Source organism: Variovorax gracilis (genome assembly GCF_030317115.1).
Taxonomy (GTDB): domain Bacteria; phylum Pseudomonadota; class Gammaproteobacteria; order Burkholderiales; family Burkholderiaceae_C; genus Variovorax; species Variovorax gracilis.
This window is the reverse complement of record NZ_JASZYF010000001.1, coordinates 327201-346384: the sequence shown is the minus strand read 5'-3', so window position 1 is coordinate 346384 and position 19184 is coordinate 327201. Positions and strand designations below refer to the sequence as shown.

The following is a 19184-nucleotide window of genomic DNA, read 5'->3' as shown; positions in this document are numbered from 1 at the left end:
TTATTCCATGAACGCCGAGAAATTTTCAACCGCCGCCGGCCGTACCATCGCGAAGCACTCGCCGCTTGAGCGGCTTGGCCGGATTCCCGCCATACACGGTCCAGGGATCGAGCGAGCGGAACGCGACGCTGCGCGCGCCCAGCACCGCACCTTCGCCGACCTCGACGCCCGGCCCGACGAAGGCCTCGGCCGCGATCCACGCCTGGGCGCCGATCACGATCGGCTCGGCGGTCAGTTGGAAGGTAGCCGACGAGATATCGTGGCTGCCGGCGCACAGATGCGCGCCTTGCGACACCAGCGCCGCACGGCCGAGGGAAATCGGCGCCATGTTGTAGCAAGTGACTCGTTCGGCCAGCAGCGCGCGATCGGCCAGATGCAGGTGGGGTGGATACCAGACCCGCGCACTGCCGCGCACGTCGCTGGATTCGCCCAGTTGCGCGCCGAACAGCTTCAGGAGAAAGCGGCGCCAGAAGCGCATCTGCGGCGGTGTCCATGACGCAAGCAGCGCCCAACTCAGGTTCCACGCGGCGCGCAATAGCCGATTGCCCAGAGAAAAGCTCGGACCGCCCTGCAGCGGATTGACGCGCGCGGCGTCGAGGGGTTGGAGCGCCATCGATGGTCCTTTAGCGGCTGCGACTCTTCATGGCCCGCTCGACTTCACGCTTGCCTTCGCGATCCTTGATGGTGTCGCGCTTGTCGTGCTCGGCCTTGCCCTTGGCCAGTGCGATCTCGCATTTGACCTTGCCCGCCTTCCAGTGGAGGTTGAGCGGTATGAGCGTATAGCCTTTTTGCTCGACCTTGCCGATCAGGCGGCGGATCTGCTCCTTGTGCAGCAGCAGCTTCTTGGTGCGCACGGAGTCGGGATTGACATGCGTCGATGCAGAGCGCAAGGGGTTGATCTGGCAACCGATCACGTAAAGCTCGCCGTCGCGGATCACGACGTAGCCGTCGGTCAGCTGGACCTTGCCTTCGCGCAGCGACTTGACCTCCCAGCCTTCGAGCACCATGCCCGCCTCGAAGCGCTCCTCGAAGAAGTAGTTGTACGCGGCTTTCTTGTTGTCCGCGATCCGGGAGGAGGTGTCTTGTTTTTTTGTGGCCATGGTGTGTCAGGTGAGGGCTGCATGGCTTCAATACAATCCGTCGCGCACGCGGTGCCGATTCTATGAAAACAGTCCACAAGTCCGTTCTGATCTGGTACAGCGCCGAAGAGATGTACGCCCTCGTCACCGACGTAGCGAAGTATCCCGAGTTTCTGCCGTGGTGTGACCGCTCGAAAGTCATCGAGCAGGACGGACTCGGCATGACCGCCGAAGTCGGTCTCGCCTTCAGCGGTTTTCACCAGAGCTTCACCACCCGCAACACCCACGTGCCTGGCCGTGAGGTGCATCTGAAGCTGGTGGACGGGCCCTTCTCCAATCTTGACGGCGTCTGGAAGTTCACGCCCGTGGGAGAGGAGGGCGAGCGCGCGTGCCGCGTCGAGTTGAACCTCAGCTACGGCTTCAGCAACTTCGCGCTGCAGGCGCTGGTGGGGCCCGTGTTCGACAAGGTTGCCTCCAATCTGGTCGAGGCTTTCGTGAAGCGCGCCGAGCACATCTACGGCACCTCCTGATGCTGCAAGTCACAGTGGCGTATTCGCCGGCGCAACGTGAGGTGTTCGAGCAGGTCGTGTCGGTGCCGGAAGGTGCGACGGCGCGAGATGCGGTGATGTCCAGCAGACTCGGCGCCAGCTTTCCGCAACTCGACTGGCAGTCTCTCGTGCCGGGTGTGTGGGGCCGCGCGGTCGAATGGGATCGGGTGCTTGCCGACCTCGACAGGGTCGAGTTGTGCCGAGCGCTCACCGTCGATCCCAAGGTCGCGAGGCGCGAGCGATTCCGGCAGCAGGGCGCGCGCGGGACGGGATTGTTTGCGCGCCGGCGCAAGGGCGGCAAGGCGGGGTACTAGAGCGCCTTACCTGCAGTCGGAGTCGATCACCGATTGCAGGCGCCGTTGCTCCGCGGCACGCGCGTTGTCGTCCATGATCTCGCGCTCGCCCTGGCCATTGACGCGGGCCACCCGGATGCCGCTGTCCATGGTCGCCTTGCCCTGGCGCGCCCGATTGCAGTTCTCGGCCTTCGCCTGTGCCATCTTCTGTGCCTCGGCGGCCTGCTTGGCCTTTTCGGCGTCCTCGACCTTCTTCGCTTTTTCGGTGAGATCCTTGTCGACGCCTGAGGGCTTGGCGCCGCCGACGGCGGGCTCCGGTGCCGGCGCCGCTTCCGCCGGCGCGGGAGGCGTGCTGAAATTCAGTCGCTTGCCGGGCGTCCCGGGCTTCCGAAGAATGTTCTTCTCCGGGATGTCGGGCGGCGGCGCCTGGTCGCTGAACACTTTCTTGTTGTCCTTGTCGATCCATTGCCACTGGGCGTGCGCGCCCAACGGCAGCATGAAGACCGACCCGATGACGAGCAGATGCGCGAATTTCATGGCCGGCAGTTTAGCGCTGCCTTACGTTTTGCAACTTTGTCTCTGGCATTTTTGCAACGTTCTGCCGGGATTCCGGGGCGTTCGAGCCCGAATGCGTGCGGGAAAGCTCAAATCCCTTCGCCAGATTGGATGTCGAGCCATCGTTACAATCCGTCTTTTGGAGCTTCACCCATGCGCCTTCTCGGCAAAGCGCTCACCTTCGACGACGTGTTGCTGGTGCCAGCGTTCTCCCAGGTCCTCCCCAAGGACACCTCCCTCGCCACCCGGCTCTCCCGAAACATCACGCTGAACCTGCCGCTCGTCTCTGCGGCGATGGACACCGTGACCGAAGCGCGCCTCGCGATCGCCATCGCGCAGGAAGGCGGCATCGGCATCGTGCACAAGAACTTCACTGCCGCCGAACAGGCCGCTCAAGTCGCCAAGGTGAAGCGCTACGAGTCCGGCGTGCTGCGCGACCCGGTGGTGATCACCCCGACGCACACGGTGCGCCAGGTGATGGCACTGTCCGATCAGCTCGGCATATCGGGATTTCCGGTGTGCGACGCCGGCAAGGTGGTCGGCATCGTCACGGGCCGCGACCTGCGCTTCGAAAGCCGCTACGACGTGCCGGTGAGCGAGATCATGACGCGGCGCGACAAGCTCATCACCGTGCCGGACGGCACCACGCTGGCGGACGCGAAGGCATTGCTCAACAAGCACAAGCTCGAACGCCTGCTCGTGATCAACGAGGCCTGGGAGCTCAAGGGCCTGATCACCGTCAAGGACATTACCAAGCAGACCAGCTTCCCGAATGCCGCGCGAGATGCCAGCGGCCGCCTGCGTTGCGGCGCAGCCGTCGGTGTGGGCGAGGGCACTGAAGAGCGCGTGGAAGCACTCGTGAAGGCCGGCGTCGACGCCATCGTCGTCGACACCGCCCACGGCCACAGCGCCGGGGTGATCGAACGCGTTCGCTGGGTCAAGAAGAACTACCCGCAGGTCGACGTGATCGGCGGCAACATCGCCACCGGCGACGCCGCCCGGGCACTCGCCGACGCGGGGGCCGACGCGGTCAAGGTCGGCATCGGCCCCGGCTCCATCTGCACCACCCGCATCGTGGCCGGCGTGGGCGTGCCCCAGATCATGGCGGTGGACAACGTCGCGACGGCGCTCCAGGGCACGGGCATTCCGCTCATCGCCGACGGCGGCATCCGCTACTCGGGCGACATCGCGAAGGCCATCGCCGCGGGCGCGAGCACCGTGATGATGGGCGGCATGTTCGCCGGCACCGAAGAGGCGCCGGGCGAGATCGTGCTGTTCCAGGGGCGCAGCTACAAGAGCTACCGTGGCATGGGCTCCATCGGCGCCATGCAGCAGGGCAGCGCGGACCGCTACTTCCAGGAATCCAGCACCGGCAATCCCAACGCCGACAAGCTCGTGCCTGAGGGCATCGAAGGTCGCGTGCCCTACAAGGGCTCGATGGTGTCGATCGTCTACCAGATGTCCGGCGGCTTGCGTGCCAGCATGGGCTACTGCGGCTGCGCCACGATCGAGGACATGAAGAACAAGGCCGAGTTCGTCGAGATCACCACCGCCGGCATTCGCGAGAGCCACGTGCACGACGTGCAGATCACCAAGGAAGCGCCCAACTACCGCGCTGAATAAGCACACCCCCAGGCTGCGCGCACTTCGTGTCGCTTCGCCAACCCCCTTGCAGGGGGCAACACCGGCGGGCCGGCGAAGCCGGTCCGCGGTGTTTCCCGAAGGAGCGCGCAGGGGACTTGGCACTCATTTCGCCTTTTTCATATGCACCAGAAGATCCTGATTCTCGATTTCGGCTCGCAAGTCACCCAGCTCATCGCGCGACGCGTGCGCGAGGCGCACGTGCTCAGCGAGGTGCATCCCTGCGACGTCACGGACGATTGGATTCGCGACTACGCGAAGGACGGCAGCCTGAAGGGCGTCATCCTTTCCGGCAGCCACGCCAGCGTCTACGAAGACACGACGGACAAGGCGCCGCAGGCGGTGTTCGAACTCGGCGTGCCGGTCCTGGGCATCTGCTATGGCATGCAGACCATGGCGCACCAATTGGGCGGCAAGGTCGAAGGCGGCCACAAGCGCGAGTTCGGCTCTGCGGCCGTCCGTGCGCGCGGCCACACCGAACTGCTCAAGGACATTGCCGACTTCACCACCGACGACGGGCACGGCATGCTCAACGTCTGGATGAGCCACGGCGACAAGGTCACCGAGCTCCCGCCCGGTTTCAAGCTCATGGCGTCGACCGAGAGCTGTCCGATCGCCGGCATGGCCGACGAGGACCGGCATTTCTACGCCGTGCAGTTCCACCCCGAAGTCACGCACACGCAGCAGGGCAAGGCGATCCTCGATCGCTTCGTGCTGGGTATCTGCGGCGCCCGGCCTGATTGGGTCATGCGCGACCACATCGCCGAAGCTGTCGAGGCGATTCGGAAGCAAGTGGGCGACGAGGAAGTGATCCTTGGCCTCTCGGGCGGAGTGGATTCGTCTGTGGCGGCCGCGCTGATCCATCGCGCCATCGGTGACCAGCTCACATGCGTCTTCGTCGACCACGGCCTGTTGCGCTTGAACGAAGGCGACATGGTCATGGACATGTTCGTCGGCAAGCTGCACGCCAAGGTGATCCGCGTCGATGCGAGCGAGCTTTTCCTCGGCAAGCTGGCCGGGGTGAGCGACCCCGAGGCCAAGCGCAAGATCATCGGCGGCGAGTTCGTCACCGTGTTCAAGCAGGAAGCGGCCAAGCTCACGAGCGCGGGCGCCAAGGGCGCCAAGTGGCTGGCACAGGGAACCATCTATCCGGACGTGATCGAGTCCGGGGGGGCCAAGAGCAAGAAGGCCGTCACGATCAAGAGTCACCACAACGTCGGCGGCCTGCCCGAGCAATTGGGCCTGAAGCTGCTGGAGCCATTGCGCGACCTGTTCAAGGACGAAGTGCGCGAACTCGGTGTCGCGCTCGGCCTGCCGCCCGAGATGGTGTATCGCCATCCGTTCCCCGGCCCCGGCCTGGGCGTCCGGATCCTCGGCGAGGTGAAGAAGGACTACGCCGACCTGCTGCGCCGCGCCGATGCCATCTTCATCGAGGAACTGCGCAATTTCATCGACCCGGCCACGGGCAAGAGCTGGTACGACCTCACGAGCCAGGCTTTCACAGTGTTCCTGCCGGTCAAGAGCGTCGGCGTGATGGGCGATGGCCGCACCTACGACTACGTCGTGGCGCTGCGTGCCGTGCAGACCAGCGACTTCATGACGGCTGACTGGGCCGAGCTGCCCTATGCACTGCTCAAGAAGGTTTCGGGGCGCATCATCAACGAGGTGCGGGGCATCAATCGCGTCACCTACGACGTGAGCAGCAAGCCGCCGGCGACCATCGAGTGGGAGTGAGCGGGGGCGCCGCGTGTCGCCTTTGCAACGGCGCCGTGCTGTCCCTTCGGCCTATCTCGTCGGATGCGCACCGTTCGATGGCCAAGCCAATCTCGGGGCGCGCGGCCAGGCCCGGCTCTTGCAAGAAGAGCTTGGGCATATCCCGTTCGGGTTGACCCTGACGAAATGTGTTTACATGTAAGAACATAGTGTTAGAGTTTGGCATTCGTAGGGTCTGGTAACAGGTCTACGACGTTCTCCAACGAACCCCTCAGGGGCGGATGCCATGGAAAAAGTCAGCTTCGACGCCACGCGAATGACCCCGGGGGCGACTACGATCGCCCGGGAAACTGTTGACCGGACGAGGAGAAGCCGTCAGCTCGGCCACCGGTCTTCCGCTTCGTTTCGTGTTGAGGGCTCATCGATGGATCCAGCTTCCGAATCGCCGAGGGACTCGCAGTTGCTGTCCGTCGTCATCCCTTGCTACAACGAGGAAGAGGTCATCGGCGAGACGATGAAGCGCATCAAGGCCTTCTGCGCCCAGTTGCAGGATCTGGAAGTCGAACTGATCTTCGTCGATGACGGCAGCCGCGACAGGACACGCGAGCGCCTGAAGGAATTTGCCGCCGAAGATCCCCGGATCAAGCTCATCGGCTTTGCGCGCAATTTCGGTCACCAGATCGCGGTCACGGCCGGCATCGACGCCGCCAACGGCGACGCGGTCGTGCTCATCGACGCCGACCTCCAGGACCCGCCCGAAGTCGTCCACCAGATGATCGCCAAGTGGCGTGAGGGCTACGACGTGGTCTACGGCACCCGCACGGAGCGTCCCGGCGAGTCCGCCTTCAAGCTGGCGACGGCTCGGGGCTTCTACCGCCTGCTCAACCAGCTTTCCGATGTGGCGATCCCGCTGGACACGGGCGACTTTCGCCTGATGAGCCGCGACGTCGTGGATACGCTTCGCGCCATGCCCGAGCGCGACCGCTTCGTGCGCGGCATGGTGAGCTGGGTCGGCTTCAAGCAGATCGCGCTGCCCTACCGGCGCGCCGAGCGGTTCGCGGGGGAGAGCAAATACCCCCTGACCAAGATGCTGCGCTTTGCGACGGACGGCATCCTGTCCTTCTCGACGAAGCCTCTGCAGATGTCGGTGGCCCTCGGCATGCTCTGCGCCTCCATCTCGCTGCTCGGCATCATCTATGCGCTGGTCCTGCGCCTGTTCACCAGCGTGTGGGTGGAGGGTTGGACTGCCTTGATGATCGCGGTGCTCTTCATGGGCGGCGTCCAGTTAATATGCGTCGGTGTCCTTGGCGAATACGTCGGCCGCATCTACAACGAAATCAAGAACAGGCCGCTGTACGTGGTCCAGGAATACTTCGGGTTCGAGAAGGCCGGTCCGGCCATGTCTCGAAGCCCTGTTGTTGTCAATCGATGACGGCCAAGAAGTCATTGCGATTGCTGCTGGGCATCGGTCTCGCGGCACTGTTTCTTTGGCTGATTCTTCGCCAGATCAGCCTTGAAGAAATCAGGCGGGCGTTCGACGGCGCCAACTTCGCCTGGGTGACTGCTGCGGTCGCGGCTTTTGCCGTCGGCTATTCATGCAGGATCGAGCGCTGGCGCTCGATGCTGGAGCGCGACAGCCCGGGTTTGACATGGCGGCGTTGCGCCGGCCCGTTGCTGGCGAGCTTCGCGGCCAACAACGTGCTGCCTTTCAGGGCGGGAGATGCGATTCGCGCGTTTGCATTCAACGGCAAGCTGGGCACGACTTCCGGTGTCGTCGTGGCAACGCTGTTCGTCGAGCGCCTGCTGGACTTGCTGATGGTGCTGGTGCTCCTGGGCGTGGCCGTCGCGCTGTTCGGCCTGGACACGAAGCACTTTGCGGGAATCGGCAGCGCGGCCTTGATCGCCGCTGCACTCGCCATCCTGTTCGTGCTTCTGTTCCCGCGCTTCTTCACGCCTCTCGTGCTGGCCATGGGACGCCTGGTGGTTCGCATCGCGCCCGGTTTCGGGCAAAAGCTGTTCGACGAGATCAACAAGAGCTTGAACACGCTGAACCATCTGGCGCAGGGAGGCACCATGCTCAAGCTGGTCCTCTGGTCCATGCTGGCCTGGCTGGCCGAGGGTTGCGTCTTCTGGTTCGCCGCCCTGGCATTGCCCGCGCTTTCAGCGCCACTGGGCGGTTGGCTTGCATTGCCCGTGGGGACACTGGCGACGCTGATTCCCAGCACCCCGGGCTACATCGGCACCTTCGATTTCTTCACCGTGCATGCGATGACGACGCTCGGCAACGACCCGGCGGTTGCGACCGCCTATGCGCTGCTCGTCCATGCGTTGCTCTGGCTTCCGCCGACCCTCGTGGGTGGCCTTTACTTGCTGGTGTTTCCAGTCCATCAGCAGCAAGAGAAATTGAAAGCAGTTTCCTCATGAGTTTGTCTCACACGACGCAGGTGACGATCGTCGGCGCCGGCTTTACCGGGCTGACGGCCGCCTATGAGCTGGTCAAGAAGGGATTCGATGTCACGATTCTCGAGGCCGAAGCCGAGGTGGGAGGGTTGGCCGCGGCCTTCGAAGTCGGCGGCGAAAACCTGGACCGCTTCTATCACCACTGGTTCACCAACGACCTGGAAGTGATGGGGCTGATCGATGAACTCGGCCTGAACGAGCGCGTCGAGGTCAACCCGACCAACACGGGCGTCTACTACGCGAACAATTTCTTCAAGCTGTCCACGCCCTGGGATCTGCTGAACTTCAAGCCCTTGAGCTTTGTCGACCGGATCCGCCTCGGCCTGCTGGCATTGCGCGCCCGCCAGGTGAAGGACTGGAAGGCGCTGGAGAACAAGACCGCGCAGGACTGGCTGCGCGAGCTCGGTGGAGAGAATGTCTACCGCGTCGTCTGGCAGCCGTTGCTCAAGGGGAAATTCGGCCCTTACGCCGAGCAGGTGTCGGCCGTCTGGTTCTGGAACAAGCTCAAGCTGCGCGGCGGCAGCCGCGGCAAGGGCGGTGAAGAACGCCTGGCGTATTTCAAGGGAGGCTTCGTGGCGCTGGCCGAGGCCCTGGCCAACCGGGTGAGGGAACTGGGCGGCCGCATCGAACTCAATACGCCGGTCTCGAAGATCGAACCGCTCGGCGAGCGCTGGGTCGCGACCACGCCGCGCGGCGAAGTCACCTCTGATCGCGTCATTGCCACGCCTGCCTTGCCGTTGGTCGCGGACATGGTGCGCGGCTGGGCGTCCGGTGACTACATCAAGAGCCTTGAACGCATCCAGTACATCGGCAACGTGTGCCTGGTGCTCGAACTCGACAGGCCGCTGTCGAAGACCTATTGGCTGAACGTCAACGACCCCAGCTTCCCCTTCGTGGGCGTGATCGAGCACACCAATTTCGAGCGGGCCGAAACCTACGGCGGCAAGCATATCGTCTACCTCTCGAAGTACCTGCCGCACACGGAGCCCCTGTACGCGATGGGTGCCGACGACTTCCTGGAATTCGCGCTTCCCTTCCTCAAGACCATGTTCCCCGCCATGGAGCGCAAGTGGATCCAGGCGCATCACCTCTGGCGCGCCCGCTGGTCGCAGCCGGTGGTCGAGAAGAACTACAGCAGCCTGATTCCGGGTGAGGACGGCCCCAAGAGCGGTTTCCACGTCTGCTCGATGGCCCAGATCTACCCGGAAGACCGAGGCACCAACTACGCCATCCGGGCCGGCAAGAGCATCGGCGAGCGCTTGACGCTCGCCGCGAAGAACGGCTGAACCACCATGAGCTGCCGCCCCCAGAGTTCAGAGAGAGTTGCAGCGACCTGGAGCATTGCCACCCTCCTGGGTGCGGCAGTCCTCGTCCTGGTGCCCTATGGGCTCCTGCTGCGAACACTGCCCATCGGGCGGGATTCCGGTGTCTTCGTGTACACCGGCATGATCATGAACAGCGGGGGCATACCCTACGTCGATTCGTGGGATCACAAGGGCCCGCTGCTCTACATCGTCAATGCGCTGGGATACCTTCTCACGGGCAGCGTCAAGGGCACCGTCCTCCTCGAAGGGCTGCTTCTGTTCGGAGGGCTGGCGGTATCGATGTCCCTCTGGAGAAGGCTGCTGCCGACCTTCGCGGTCCTGCTCGCCGCGACCCTGTTCGTGCTGACCTACTGCGCGACCTTCGAATTGGGGAACCTGACGGAATCGTGGCTGATTCCCTTCATCCTCGTGACCTATTCGCTGGCCTTCGTCTACCTCTGCGACGAGACGGTATCGAACAGGTTGGGTCTGCTGGACTGGCTCTGCATCTCGCTCGGCGTGGCGATGGCCGTCGCGATGCTGACGCGGCTCAACAACGGGATGGGCCTCGGCTTGCTGGCCCTCTACCTGGTCGTCTTCGGCACCCGGCATCGCTTGAGGTCGATCGTCCTGATGGGCGTTTCATACGCCGTCATCGCGCTGCCGGTCCTGTTCTGGCTCTACCAGAAGGGCGCGATGAGCGCCTTTGTCGACCAGTACTGGTCGTTCAATTTTGCGTACTCGCGGGGCGCGAGTCTGATGGCACGGGTCGTGTCCGTGTACACGCTGTCGCAGGCCGTTTTCCTTTCACCCCTGGGTCTCGGCTGCCTGCTGATGGGGGGCGCTGTCTTCCTGTCGAATACGCAGGTTCCCAAGGGAAAGAAGAACTCCTTCCATTGGCTCATGTTCACGATCTTCTGCGTCGAGTTGCTGTCGCAGATGGCCTCGGGAAGGGGGTACTTGCACTACGCGTCGCTCGCGACCCCGGCGCTCGTCCTGGTGCTCGTGGGATTGCTCAACCTGGGGAGCGGCCCGGGCGGTTTCCTGTCCGGCGTGAGGAAGAACGCGAAATGGGCGGTGCTCGTGGTTCCTGCCTTCGTGGTCGCGCTGGCGCCTCCGGCGTTCGCCTTGCTGGCCTCGTTGAAGCAGGGGACCGGCGTCGCGGGCTCGCCGGCAAGCGAACTCGTCGACTATCTGCAGGCCAACACCAAGCCTTCCGATCTCGTGCTGGTCCACGGCGCGGAAACCTGGCTGCTGGCCGCTGCCGGCAGGCGCTCCGCGACGAGCATCACCTACTACTACCCGGCGCTCTACGGGTTCAAGGACACGTACGCGAAATACCAGGCGGACGCGCTGGGCAACAAGCCGCTGTACATCGTCGAAGCGCCCGATTCATGCGGCCTGTCCAGGTCGAAGTGCGACGGACAGCCGGAACTGTTCGGGGAACTCAGGGCATTCCTGCTGAAAGACTACGTGCAAGTGCGTGACCTGCATGGCTACAAGTTCTGGCGCTACCGAGGCGCAACAGGCTGATCGACCCGTTGCGCCCGCTCGTAGCCTACGAACGGACCGAAGAAGACCATCTCGCCTTGCAGGCCCTCGGCGATCTCATTCTGCTTGGGCAGTTCGTCGATGAACTCGGGCCACGACTGCGCGACATGCGCGGACCACTGGCGATGGTCGAGCCGGGTAATGGGGCCCTGGGTGTCCAGGAACTCATAGCCCTGTGCGGTCAACCGGGTCACGGCAAGCGTCGTCGCCGCTTCGTCGTTGTTCGCCGTGACATAAGCCGACACGTAGGCCCCCGCCAGGGACCTCGGCATGCGGGTGTTGGAGCCGCGTGCCACCTTCACATTGACCAGATACAAGCCGCGCCCCGGCGTCGGCTGCTTTGACTTGAACAAGCCAAACATGGATATCGCCCCAGAAAATTCAGGCGATATCGTAGCGTGACGGGCGTCCGGGCCCGCCATCCGGCATTTTTAAGGTTCCTTGAGGGATTGCTTAAGCAATTCTTAGCGGCGCGACAAGGCACGGATTCCTAGACTTCTTTCCCAGCAGGAGGTGCACGGTGCGCTTTCCGCTGGACCCCAAGAAGGACACCCCCAATGAACATCGATCAGCGCGAAATGCGCCAGGTTGCGGAGGCCGCGGGACCCCGCATCGACATGTACGCCGGCATCCACAAGGCGCTGCGCGCACTCATGGCAGACAGCCTGCTCGCACTCGGCCGAATGGACGTGGACGATTCGCTGGAACTCGCCCAGGTTACGCAGCGCGTGTTGGAACTGCTGGAGTTCTGCCGCTCGCACCTGCAACATGAAAACGAATTCGTGCACACCGCCATGGAGGCCCGTGCGCCCGGTGCCAGCGGCCAGATCGCGCATGAGCATGCGGAGCATGCAGAAGCGATTGCAGCGCTGGCGAACCAGACCACGGCGCTGCTGCAATGCGGCGAAGAGGCGCGTGCGGCCGGCGCGCTCGCGCTGTACCGGGCGCTCTCGCTCTTCATTGCGCACAACTTCGAGCACATGCACGTCGAGGAGACGGCGCACAACGCGGTGCTCTGGGCGCGCTACACCGACGCCGAACTCATCGAGATCCACAACGCGCTGGTCGCTTCCATCCCGCCGCACGAGATGATGTTCGTCGTGCGCTGGATGGTGCCTTTCATGAATCCTGCCGAGCGCGCCGCGATGCTGGGCGACATGCAGGCCCATGCGCCCGCGCCGGCGTTCGCTGCTGCGCTCGACGTGGTGCGTCCCCACCTGAGCGAACGCGAATGGGCCAAGCTCAGCGCGAGCCTCAAGCTGCCCGCCGCGCCGGGTGTCGTGCGGGCATGAACCGCTAGCTTGCGATCTCGGTCAGCGCGACCGGCCGTTCCATCCGCAGCCGGAAGCGGCCACGGCCGGTCTTCTCGATACGGATATGCGGGCAGTTCTCCAACAGCCGGCGCTGCAACAGCACCAGTCTTGCCTCAAGGTTGTCCGAGAGATCCGGCAACCGTATGGCGGGGTCGAGCCGAAGTTCGCGATTGGTGAACTCGCTGCGGCCCTGTTCCGAGAACTCGCGCAGCAGCTTGCCGAGGATGGCGCCCGCCACGCCCTTGATCAGGTAGCTGTCGCCGATGAAGACACTGTTGTTCGCGAGGTAGTGGCGCACGGGCACCGGCGCGCCGGTGGTCGACGGCACATGGGCCGGGCGGGCCTCCTCAGCAGGCGCCGAAGGTTCGTCCGCGGTGCGAAGCAACTCCAGCGCCGCGCCCAGGTGCCCGGCGATGGCAACCAGCGCGTCTTCGTCCTCGAAGCCGAAGCGCATGTCCTGCGGGCTCTCGACGAAGAGCGCTCCCAGCAGCCGGCCGCTTGAAACGATGGGCACGGCGAGTTGGCTGTGCGGCTCGGGCAGCCCCGGAAAGCAGATCTCGGTATCGAGCACGAGTCCGGGCTCGGTCTCTCGCATGCTGCTGCGCACGGCGTGGCTGTAGCTTGCCGCATTCGTCATGTGACTGATGCGCACAGGCGTGCGCTCCCGCGCGGCCACGCCGATCACGCCGTGTCCGATTTCAATCTCCGATCCGACGCCGGATGTCGCATACCCGCAACTTGCCACCGTGTAGAGGCGCTTCGTGGCGGAGTCCAGCATCAGCACCATGGCGTGGCGCACGTCCAGGTGGTCGTTCAGCACCGCCAGTACGGTCTGCAGCAGCTCGTCCGTCGCCCCGCAGGCGGCGAGGCGTTCGGCCGAACGCCGCACGCCGGCCAGCAGGCCGAATCGGGGCGGCTGCGGCGGCAGGCGATCACCTTCCACGCTCTCGATGGCCTCTACTTCGTACACATCGGAGCCCAGCAGCCGGAACACGGCGGCCATGCCCGAGTACGAGGCGATGCCGGCCAGCTGCGCCTTCATGCTTTCGAACAGCGGGCCGCTGGTCTCCGTGCGCAAATAGCGCAGGTGCAGCCGGTAGTAGCCGGCGCTGGCCGGATCGATCAGCAGCACGCTGCTGTAGGGATTGGCAAGGATGTTCTGCCGGGTCTTGTTGAAGAACTGGAACGACAGCGCCACGTGACGTTCGTCCACGTAGTTGACCTGCGAGATGTAGGCGACGTTCGGCGTTCCATCCTCCGAGCAGGTGGACATGATGGCCGGGATCGCGCCTTCGAAGCAGGCGCGGATCGCGTGCAGCGAGAGAGGCGGGGACGCAGGGGTCATAGGGGCGCCGATGCAGGCGATGCGGTCGACCCGGGCAGCGCGCTGCCGGCCTTGGGCCCGGGCGTCTGGTCGAAGGCCTCGTCAGGGTGGAGGCGCACCGCCACCAGCTCGGCGAGCCGGAACGAGAGGATCGTTCGCACGAAGGGCACGTCGCAGCCGACGAGGCCGAGTTCGTATTCCATCGACGCCAGGTAGCGGCGCAGCACCGGCAGATCCCCTTCGTCGGCCGTGCGCAGTTCAGCGGTTCGCGCCTTGACCTGCACGGTGCGGTGGCTCAGCGGCTCGCTGAACACCACGGCCACGTTGCCCGTCGCGGCGATGTCCTGCAGGAGCTGGCGCGCCTGGCCGCGCGCGAGGAAGACCGTGATCTCGGTGCCGTCCGGCGAGATGCTCGCGCCCATCGCACGCATCAGGCTGGGCCGCAGCGCCGCATTGCGCGACGAGACGATGGTCGACACGCCTTTGTCGATCATCGCGATGTGCTCGGGTTTCAGCAGCGGGCGGGGTGGGACCTCGGGCATGGGGCAAAAGCCGGGCGTGGGAGACCGGCATTGTGATTCAAAAGCCCTTGGCGGCGCACGCCACCCGTGGTCGTCAGGCGAACTGGCGCAACTCCTGCAAAGCCGGCGCCGACACCCGCAGATGGCGGGTCGCCCCCGCCGTGCGCATCACCGCCGACAGCAGCGAACGGAACCAGATGTGCCCCGGCGCCTGCTGGTTGCGACCATGCCAGAGCTGGTAGAAGCGCATCGGAGGGAAGTCGATCGGCGACGGCACGACGGCCAGCGGCAGCATCGCCGCGAAATGCTGCGCGAAATGCCGGCTGGTCGTGAAGATCAGGTCGGTGCCCGGCAGCAGGTGCGGTGCCATCGAGAAGTAGGGCACGGTCACCGTCGGCGTGCGCGCCAGGCGCTGGGCCGCCAGGTGGGTTTCGACCACGCCGCGCTGCAGCGTGCTGTAGAGCTGGGGCACGACGTGGTTGCCTGCCAGGTAGTCGGCGACCCTCAGGCCGTTGGCGCCCGGATGGTCACGGTCGACCAGGCAGACGACCTCGTCTTCCAGCAGCAAGGTGGTGCGCAGGTGCTCGGGCGGCTGCGGCCAGTTGCCGATCACCACGTCGAGTTCGCCTTCGGCGAGAGCGGCGTCGAAGTCGTAGTCCGGGCCGAGCGCCTGCATCAGCATCCGCGCGCCCGGTGCCGTCGTGCGCAAGTAGTGGACAACGGCAGCCATCAGCGGCGGCGCGAGGTAGTCGGGCGTTCCGATGCGAAAAGTCTGCCGGGTGGTCGCGGGGATGAAGACGTCCCCCGGCGACAGCAGCCCGTCGATTTCGCCGAGCACGGTGCGCACCGACGCTTCGAGCTGCAGCGCGCGCTCGGTCGGCACCATGCGTTGCTTGTCCTTGATGAGCAGCGGGTCGTCGAAGATATCCCGCAATCGCTTCAAGGCGGCGCTGACCGCAGGTTGCGACTGGTTCAGGCGCGTGGCCGCCCGCGAGACGCTGCGTTCGCTCATCAGCATGTTGAACACGCGCAGCAAATAGGTGTCGAATGGGTCGTTGGAGCGTGACATGGGCGGTCGCTGCACAGCTTTGGTGCCTCGGCGCACCGGCGACAGTCGCCGGCGGGCTCCGGGGCAGAGCTTTGCTATGCCGCTGATTGCGGACTAGCGATTGGCGTGCCATGTTGGCGTTCCTAAAGTTCGGGCATCCCTTTTGCTGCAGGACACCATGACCACCACCTACCACCCCACGCGCCGCGGCGCGCTCCAGTTGCTGGCCGCCGGCGGCGCCGCGCTCGCCTTGCCGGCCTTTGCCCAGTGGCCGGACAAGCCGATCAAGATCATCGTGACCTTTCCTGCGGGCGGATCGAGCGACATCCTCGCCCGCGTGATGGGCGAGCAACTGACCAGGAAGCTCGGTCAGGCGGTCGTGGTCGACAACAAGCCGGGTGCGGGCGGCACCATCGGCGGCGCTCTGGTGGCTGCGGCGCCGCCGGATGGCTACACCTTCATGCTGTCGAACACCACGCCGATCGCGCTGGGCCCGTTCACGCTCGAGAAGCAGCCCTACGACCCGGTGACGGCCTTCACGCATATCGCCTCCCTGGGCTCGGCACCGCTGGTGATCATGGCGAGCAAGCCCTCGGGTATCACCACGTATGCCGAGCTGGACGCGCGGGCCCGCAAGGACGGCCGGCTGGACTTCGGTTCCGGTGGACCCGGATCGATCGGCCACATCCACGGCGAGCTGATCCGCAAGGTGACCGGCGCCAACCTCGTGCACGTGCCATACCGCGGCGGCGCACCGATGACGACCGACCTGATCGCCAACGTGATCCCCGTTGGCATCGACGTCATCACGGCTTACGTGCCTTTCTTCAAGAGCGGCCAACTCGTGCCGCTCGCCGTGACGGGATCCACGCGTTCGCCGCTCATGCCGGAGGTGCCGACCATCGTCGAAGTGGGCCAGCCCAAGCTGGTGCTGGAGAACTTCTTCGGCCTCAGCGGCCCGGCCAGGCTGCCGCCGGACATGGTGGTGAAGCTCAACGCTGCATGCAACGAGGCGCTCGTCATGCCGGAGGTGCAGAAGAAGCTGATCGAGCTGGGCATCGTCGCCAAGCCGGAAAGCACGGCGCGCTTCGAGAGCATCGTGAAGGAGCAGGTGGGCGTTCTCGCCCCGACGGTGAAGGGCGCCGGTATCAAGCTTTGAGCGCTGCCGGCCGGTGCTTGCGCGGGGAAAGGTGCGGGCAGATGATTGCCCGTTTCGCCGACCGCAGGAGGTTTCGATGCCGCAACATCCATCCCTCGCCCGCACCCGCCGCAGCTTGCTCCTGGCGAGTGGCGCATGGGGCGTTCTCGCAGCGCTCAAGCCGGATCGCGCGCTGGCGCAGGCGCCTGCCGGTTCGCGCATCGGCGTGATCGGCGCCGGCCGCATCGGCGGCACGATCGGCGGGCTGTGGGTCAAGGCCGGCCATCCGGTGATGTTCTCGTCGCGCCACCCCGAGGAACTCAAGGACATGGTTGCGGGGCTGGGGCCGCTGGCGAGCGCCGGCACCGTGGCGCAGGCCATCGCTTTCGGCGACGCGCTCTTCATTGCGGTGCCCTATGGTGCACTGCCGCAGATCGGCAGGGATTTCGGCAGCGCGCTCAAGGGCAAGGTTCTGCTCGATGCCTGCAACGCCGTGGCATCGCGCGACGGCAGCGTGGCCGACGAGGTCGAGCAGGAAGGCGTCGGCGTCGTCTCGCAGAAATACCTGGCAGGTGCGCGGCTGGTGCGGGCCTTCAACACCATGTCGTACGCGATCTTCGCGCGCGAAGCGAACCGGCCTGCGCCGAGACTCGCAATTCCCATCGCCGGCGACGACCCCGATGCCGTCAAGGTCGCGGCGGAGCTCGTGCGCGATGCAGGGTTCGATCCCGTGGTGGTCGGCAAGCTGGCCGACGCACGGCGATTCCAGCGAGGCGGGCCGGGCTACGGCCAGTCGGTGAGCGCCGCAGAGCTCAGGCAGAAGCTTTCGCTGGCGCCATGACGGCGGCCGAGCGCTGGTTGCGGCGGGCGGTTCCCGCGACGCCGCAGGAACTGGCGGCGGCGCTCTGGTCCTTCGGGTACTTCTTCGCGCTCCTGGCAGGCTACTACGTGCTGCGCCCGCTGCGCGACCAGATGGGCATCGCGGGCGGCACGCGGGCGCTGCCGTGGCTCTTCACCGCGACCTTCGTGACGCTGCTGGTCGCGCAGCCCCTCTACGGCATGCTCGTGGCGCGGCTGCCGCGCGCCAGGTTCATTCCCATCGTCTACCACTTCTTCGTCATCAACCTCGCGGTGTTCTGGGTGCTGCTGGCGCTCGGCATCGAGCCGGTGATCGTGGCGCGCGTGTTCTTCGTGTGGGTCAGTGTCTTCAACCTGTTCGCGGTCGCGGTGTTCTGGTCGTTCATGGCCGACCTCTTCACGAGCGAGCAGGGCAAGCGCCTGTTCGGCTTCATCGGCGCGGGCGGGACGGCGGGCGCGCTGCTGGGGCCCACGATCACCATCGCGCTCTCGGTGCCGCTCGGGCCGCATAACCTGCTGATCGCGGCCATCGTGTTCCTGGAACTCGCGGTGTTCTGCGCGCATCGGCTGGAGTGCAGCGCGGGCGTGAATTCGGCCCGCCGGCAAGACGAATTGCGCGTGGGCGGCAGCGCCTTCGCCGGCTTGTGGGGTGTGCTTCGCTCACCGTACCTGCTCGGCGTCGCCGCATGGGTGAGCCTGCTGTCCTTTGGCGCGACGATGCTCTACTTCGCGCAGGCGAACGTGGTGTCGGCCACCGTGCAGGGCGCCGGTGCGCAAACGCGGGTCTTCGCGAGCATCGACCTGGCCGTGGGGCTGCTCACACTGGCGACGCAGGTGTTTGCTACCGGCCGGTTCCTCCAGCGCTTCGGCACCGGCTTGGCGGCGGGTGCGCTGCCAGCGGTGTACGTGGTCGGCTTTCTCGTGCTGGCCATGACGCCAAGCCTGGCGGTGATCGTCGTGTTCCAGGTCGCCCAGCGGTGGATGAACTTCGCCATCGCCAACCCGGCGCGGCAGGTCTTCTTCACCGTCGTGGGCCGAGAGGAGAAATACAAGGCGAAGAACCTGATCGATGTCGTCGTCTACCGGGGCTCCGACGCGCTCTATGGCTGGGTCTACGACGTGCTGCACGCCGCAGGACTCAAGGTTGGCGCCATCGCGCTGTGCGCCGTCCCGGTCGTCTTCGCATGGCTCGTGCTGTCGGCAGCGCTGGGGCGCATGCAGGAGCGGCGTTCCTCCTTGGACGATGCTCCCACTGCTCGAGGAGAAGCGCCATGACAATCGTCACTCGGCGAGGCTTCGCTGTGCTGGCCTTCGCCGCCGTCGGCGTCCGCGCGCAACCTGCGGACGACGTGCTGGCCGCGCAGCTTCGAAGCGGGCGCTGCGCGGTGCTCTGGCGCCATGCGCAGACCACGCCTGGTGTGGGCGACCCGCCGGGCTTCAGGCTCGGCGTGTGCAGCAGTCAGCGAAATCTGAGCGAGGAAGGGCGCACGCAGGCGCGGGCAGCGGGTGAATGGTTCAGGCGGCGGGGGCTCAAGCCCTCCGAAGTGCGAACCAGCGCGTGGTGTCGCTGCAGGGATACGGCGGACCTTGCTTTCGGCAGCCACACGCACTGGTCGCCGCTCGACTCGACCTTCGGCGGCGCAGCCGATTCCGACGCTCGCAGACAGGCCATGCTGGACGCGTTGGCGCGCATTCCGATGGGGGCCTTCGAGGTCTGGGTCACCCACCAGGTCAACATCGGCGCGTTCACCGGGGAATCCGTTGCGATGGGAGAAGCGTTGATCGTCGGACCCGGGGTGCGGGTGCTGGGGCGCAGCGGCTTCGGCTGAGCGGCGCAA

At 65.4% G+C, this 19184-nt stretch carries 20 protein-coding genes; 13 read left to right on the top strand and 7 right to left on the bottom strand.

Features of this window, described 5'->3' with window-relative positions:
- Nucleotides 1-25: 25 nt before the first annotated feature.
- Complete coding sequence (locus tag QTH97_RS01650) at nucleotides 26-613, bottom strand: LbetaH domain-containing protein (RefSeq protein ID WP_286566247.1); 588 nt, start codon at nucleotides 611-613, stop codon at nucleotides 26-28.
- Nucleotides 614-623: 10 nt separating this feature from the next.
- On the bottom strand, nucleotides 624-1100 hold the full coding sequence (gene smpB / locus QTH97_RS01645; RefSeq protein WP_286566246.1) for an SsrA-binding protein SmpB: 477 nt from the start codon (nucleotides 1098-1100) through the stop codon (nucleotides 624-626).
- Nucleotides 1101-1162: 62 nt separating this feature from the next.
- Here smpB and QTH97_RS01640 point away from each other — a divergent pair, with 62 nt between their 5' ends.
- Entirely contained in the window at nucleotides 1163-1609 is a 447-nt protein-coding gene (locus QTH97_RS01640) for a type II toxin-antitoxin system RatA family toxin (protein ID WP_286566245.1), read from the top strand.
- Entirely contained in the window at nucleotides 1609-1941 is a 333-nt protein-coding gene (locus QTH97_RS01635; protein ID WP_286566244.1) for an RnfH family protein, read from the top strand. The genes QTH97_RS01640 and QTH97_RS01635 overlap by 1 nt, the downstream gene beginning before the upstream one ends.
- A 6-nt stretch (nucleotides 1942-1947) precedes the next feature.
- On the opposite strand, the gene QTH97_RS01630 is transcribed toward QTH97_RS01635, so the two are convergent.
- On the bottom strand, nucleotides 1948-2457 hold the full coding sequence (locus QTH97_RS01630; RefSeq protein WP_286566243.1) for a DUF4124 domain-containing protein: 510 nt from the start codon (nucleotides 2455-2457) through the stop codon (nucleotides 1948-1950).
- 171 nt (nucleotides 2458-2628) lie between these two features.
- Here QTH97_RS01630 and guaB point away from each other — a divergent pair, with 171 nt between their 5' ends.
- The 6 genes from guaB to QTH97_RS01600 all read left to right on the top strand — a co-directional run bounded on the left by guaB (nucleotide 2629) and on the right by QTH97_RS01600 (nucleotide 11126).
- The gene (gene guaB, locus QTH97_RS01625; protein ID WP_286566242.1) at nucleotides 2629-4098 is read left to right on the top strand and encodes an IMP dehydrogenase; all 1470 of its coding nucleotides are present in this window, start codon (nucleotides 2629-2631) and stop codon (nucleotides 4096-4098) included.
- A 141-nt stretch (nucleotides 4099-4239) separates the two neighbouring features.
- On the top strand, nucleotides 4240-5850 hold the full coding sequence (gene guaA, locus QTH97_RS01620; RefSeq protein WP_286566241.1) for a glutamine-hydrolyzing GMP synthase: 1611 nt from the start codon (nucleotides 4240-4242) through the stop codon (nucleotides 5848-5850).
- A gap of 403 nt (nucleotides 5851-6253) precedes the next feature.
- Nucleotides 6254-7261, top strand: a complete 1008-nt coding sequence (locus tag QTH97_RS01615) for a glycosyltransferase family 2 protein (protein ID WP_286566239.1) — start codon at nucleotides 6254-6256, stop codon at nucleotides 7259-7261.
- Nucleotides 7258-8253 carry a lysylphosphatidylglycerol synthase transmembrane domain-containing protein gene (locus QTH97_RS01610; protein WP_286566237.1) on the top strand — a complete coding sequence of 332 codons (996 nt, stop codon included), beginning with the start codon at nucleotides 7258-7260 and terminating at the stop codon, nucleotides 8251-8253. The genes QTH97_RS01615 and QTH97_RS01610 overlap by 4 nt, the downstream gene beginning before the upstream one ends.
- Nucleotides 8250-9575, top strand: coding sequence for an NAD(P)/FAD-dependent oxidoreductase (locus QTH97_RS01605; RefSeq protein ID WP_286566236.1), 1326 nt, complete (start codon nucleotides 8250-8252; stop codon nucleotides 9573-9575). The genes QTH97_RS01610 and QTH97_RS01605 overlap by 4 nt, the downstream gene beginning before the upstream one ends.
- A 6-nt stretch (nucleotides 9576-9581) precedes the next feature.
- The gene (locus QTH97_RS01600; protein WP_286566235.1) at nucleotides 9582-11126 is read left to right on the top strand and encodes a glycosyltransferase family protein; all 1545 of its coding nucleotides are present in this window, start codon (nucleotides 9582-9584) and stop codon (nucleotides 11124-11126) included.
- Here QTH97_RS01600 and QTH97_RS01595 read toward each other — a convergent pair.
- On the bottom strand, nucleotides 11105-11506 hold the full coding sequence (locus QTH97_RS01595) for a hypothetical protein (protein WP_286566234.1): 402 nt from the start codon (nucleotides 11504-11506) through the stop codon (nucleotides 11105-11107). The genes QTH97_RS01600 and QTH97_RS01595 overlap by 22 nt on opposite strands.
- Nucleotides 11507-11701: 195 nt before the next feature.
- On the opposite strand from QTH97_RS01595, the gene QTH97_RS01590 reads away from it, so the two are divergent.
- Nucleotides 11702-12436, top strand: coding sequence for a hemerythrin domain-containing protein (locus tag QTH97_RS01590; RefSeq protein ID WP_286566233.1), 735 nt, complete (start codon nucleotides 11702-11704; stop codon nucleotides 12434-12436).
- 4 nt (nucleotides 12437-12440) lie between these two features.
- Here QTH97_RS01590 and QTH97_RS01585 read toward each other — a convergent pair whose 3' ends face one another.
- The 3 genes from QTH97_RS01585 to QTH97_RS01575 all read right to left on the bottom strand — a co-directional run bounded on the left by QTH97_RS01585 (nucleotide 12441) and on the right by QTH97_RS01575 (nucleotide 15371).
- The gene (locus QTH97_RS01585) at nucleotides 12441-13802 is read right to left on the bottom strand and encodes a GAF domain-containing protein (RefSeq protein ID WP_286566232.1); all 1362 of its coding nucleotides are present in this window, start codon (nucleotides 13800-13802) and stop codon (nucleotides 12441-12443) included.
- Nucleotides 13799-14323, bottom strand: a complete 525-nt coding sequence (locus QTH97_RS01580) for a hypothetical protein (protein WP_286566231.1) — start codon at nucleotides 14321-14323, stop codon at nucleotides 13799-13801. The genes QTH97_RS01585 and QTH97_RS01580 overlap by 4 nt, the downstream gene beginning before the upstream one ends.
- Nucleotides 14324-14396: 73 nt before the next feature.
- Complete coding sequence (locus QTH97_RS01575) at nucleotides 14397-15371, bottom strand: LysR family transcriptional regulator (protein WP_286566230.1); 975 nt, start codon at nucleotides 15369-15371, stop codon at nucleotides 14397-14399.
- A 157-nt stretch (nucleotides 15372-15528) separates the two neighbouring features.
- On the opposite strand from QTH97_RS01575, the gene QTH97_RS01570 reads away from it, so the two are divergent.
- The 4 genes from QTH97_RS01570 to QTH97_RS01555 all read left to right on the top strand — a co-directional run bounded on the left by QTH97_RS01570 (nucleotide 15529) and on the right by QTH97_RS01555 (nucleotide 19175).
- The gene (locus tag QTH97_RS01570) at nucleotides 15529-16509 is read left to right on the top strand and encodes a Bug family tripartite tricarboxylate transporter substrate binding protein (RefSeq protein ID WP_286566229.1); all 981 of its coding nucleotides are present in this window, start codon (nucleotides 15529-15531) and stop codon (nucleotides 16507-16509) included.
- Nucleotides 16510-16585: 76 nt separating this feature from the next.
- Nucleotides 16586-17329 (top strand): NADPH-dependent F420 reductase, encoded by a 744-nt coding sequence (locus tag QTH97_RS01565; protein WP_286566227.1) that lies wholly within the window; start codon nucleotides 16586-16588, stop codon nucleotides 17327-17329.
- Complete coding sequence (locus tag QTH97_RS01560) at nucleotides 17326-18621, top strand: NTP/NDP exchange transporter (RefSeq protein ID WP_286566226.1); 1296 nt, start codon at nucleotides 17326-17328, stop codon at nucleotides 18619-18621. The genes QTH97_RS01565 and QTH97_RS01560 overlap by 4 nt, the downstream gene beginning before the upstream one ends.
- Entirely contained in the window at nucleotides 18618-19175 is a 558-nt protein-coding gene (locus QTH97_RS01555) for a histidine phosphatase family protein (RefSeq protein ID WP_286566225.1), read from the top strand. Before QTH97_RS01560 ends, QTH97_RS01555 begins: the two co-directional genes overlap by 4 nt.
- The last annotated feature ends 9 nt before the right edge of the window (nucleotides 19176-19184 follow it).

Excerpts from the sequence above, each read along its gene's own strand:
- QTH97_RS01650 (WP_286566247.1), bottom strand. The coding sequence starts at position 613 with ATGGCGCTCCAACCCCTCGACGCCGCGCGCGTCAATCCGCTGCAGGGC.
- smpB (WP_286566246.1), bottom strand. The coding sequence starts at position 1,100 with ATGGCCACAAAAAAACAAGACACCTCCTCCCGGATCGCGGACAACAAG.
- QTH97_RS01640 (WP_286566245.1), top strand. The coding sequence starts at position 1,163 with ATGAAAACAGTCCACAAGTCCGTTCTGATCTGGTACAGCGCCGAAGAG.
- QTH97_RS01635 (WP_286566244.1), top strand. The coding sequence starts at position 1,609 with ATGCTGCAAGTCACAGTGGCGTATTCGCCGGCGCAACGTGAGGTGTTC.
- QTH97_RS01630 (WP_286566243.1), bottom strand. The coding sequence starts at position 2,457 with ATGAAATTCGCGCATCTGCTCGTCATCGGGTCGGTCTTCATGCTGCCG.
- guaB (WP_286566242.1), top strand. The coding sequence starts at position 2,629 with ATGCGCCTTCTCGGCAAAGCGCTCACCTTCGACGACGTGTTGCTGGTG.
- guaA (WP_286566241.1), top strand. The coding sequence starts at position 4,240 with ATGCACCAGAAGATCCTGATTCTCGATTTCGGCTCGCAAGTCACCCAG.
- QTH97_RS01615 (WP_286566239.1), top strand. The coding sequence starts at position 6,254 with ATGGATCCAGCTTCCGAATCGCCGAGGGACTCGCAGTTGCTGTCCGTC.
- QTH97_RS01610 (WP_286566237.1), top strand. The coding sequence starts at position 7,258 with ATGACGGCCAAGAAGTCATTGCGATTGCTGCTGGGCATCGGTCTCGCG.
- QTH97_RS01605 (WP_286566236.1), top strand. The coding sequence starts at position 8,250 with ATGAGTTTGTCTCACACGACGCAGGTGACGATCGTCGGCGCCGGCTTT.
- QTH97_RS01600 (WP_286566235.1), top strand. The coding sequence starts at position 9,582 with ATGAGCTGCCGCCCCCAGAGTTCAGAGAGAGTTGCAGCGACCTGGAGC.
- QTH97_RS01595 (WP_286566234.1), bottom strand. The coding sequence starts at position 11,506 with ATGTTTGGCTTGTTCAAGTCAAAGCAGCCGACGCCGGGGCGCGGCTTG.
- QTH97_RS01590 (WP_286566233.1), top strand. The coding sequence starts at position 11,702 with ATGAACATCGATCAGCGCGAAATGCGCCAGGTTGCGGAGGCCGCGGGA.
- QTH97_RS01585 (WP_286566232.1), bottom strand. The coding sequence starts at position 13,802 with ATGACCCCTGCGTCCCCGCCTCTCTCGCTGCACGCGATCCGCGCCTGC.
- QTH97_RS01580 (WP_286566231.1), bottom strand. The coding sequence starts at position 14,323 with ATGCCCGAGGTCCCACCCCGCCCGCTGCTGAAACCCGAGCACATCGCG.
- QTH97_RS01575 (WP_286566230.1), bottom strand. The coding sequence starts at position 15,371 with ATGTCACGCTCCAACGACCCATTCGACACCTATTTGCTGCGCGTGTTC.
- QTH97_RS01570 (WP_286566229.1), top strand. The coding sequence starts at position 15,529 with ATGACCACCACCTACCACCCCACGCGCCGCGGCGCGCTCCAGTTGCTG.
- QTH97_RS01565 (WP_286566227.1), top strand. The coding sequence starts at position 16,586 with ATGCCGCAACATCCATCCCTCGCCCGCACCCGCCGCAGCTTGCTCCTG.
- QTH97_RS01560 (WP_286566226.1), top strand. The coding sequence starts at position 17,326 with ATGACGGCGGCCGAGCGCTGGTTGCGGCGGGCGGTTCCCGCGACGCCG.
- QTH97_RS01555 (WP_286566225.1), top strand. The coding sequence starts at position 18,618 with ATGACAATCGTCACTCGGCGAGGCTTCGCTGTGCTGGCCTTCGCCGCC.